This window comes from Frankia sp. CpI1-P (assembly GCF_001421075.1).
Classification (GTDB): Bacteria; Actinomycetota; Actinomycetes; order Frankiales; family Frankiaceae; genus Frankia; species Frankia torreyi.
Map to the genome: position 1 here is coordinate 1 of NZ_LJJX01000123.1, position 351 is coordinate 351.

Annotated in this window: 1 pseudogene; it reads right to left on the bottom strand. The window is 69.8% G+C overall.

Annotated elements, in window-relative coordinates:
• Positions 1 to 25: 25 nt before the first annotated feature.
• A pseudogene (locus FF86_RS34025) lies at positions 26 to 351 on the bottom strand (serine/threonine protein kinase); the annotation flags it as partial.

Sequence of the window (351 nt, forward strand, 5' to 3'; positions counted from 1 at the left end):
CCACCACACCCGTCAACCAAGCCGCTTAACGATCACCATCCACAGGTCTTGACAATTCCTCGCCGGTGAGGGTGGCGCGGCGGACGGGCCGAGCCGGGTCGCTCAGATCCCACACGATCGCCGTCCTGTCCCAGCTGCCGGTGAGGGCGGTGCGTCCGTCCGGCGTGAGCGCGGCGGCGTACACGGTGCTGTCGTGGAGTGCCAGGGTGTGGGTCCTGGTCAGGTCCCACAGGATCGCGGTGTGGTCGGCGCTGGCGGTCAGGGCGGTGCGCCCGTCGGGAGTCACGGAAACTTGACCGACAATAGTGGTGTGGCCGGAGAGGGTGGCGCGGCGGACGGGCCGAGCCGGGT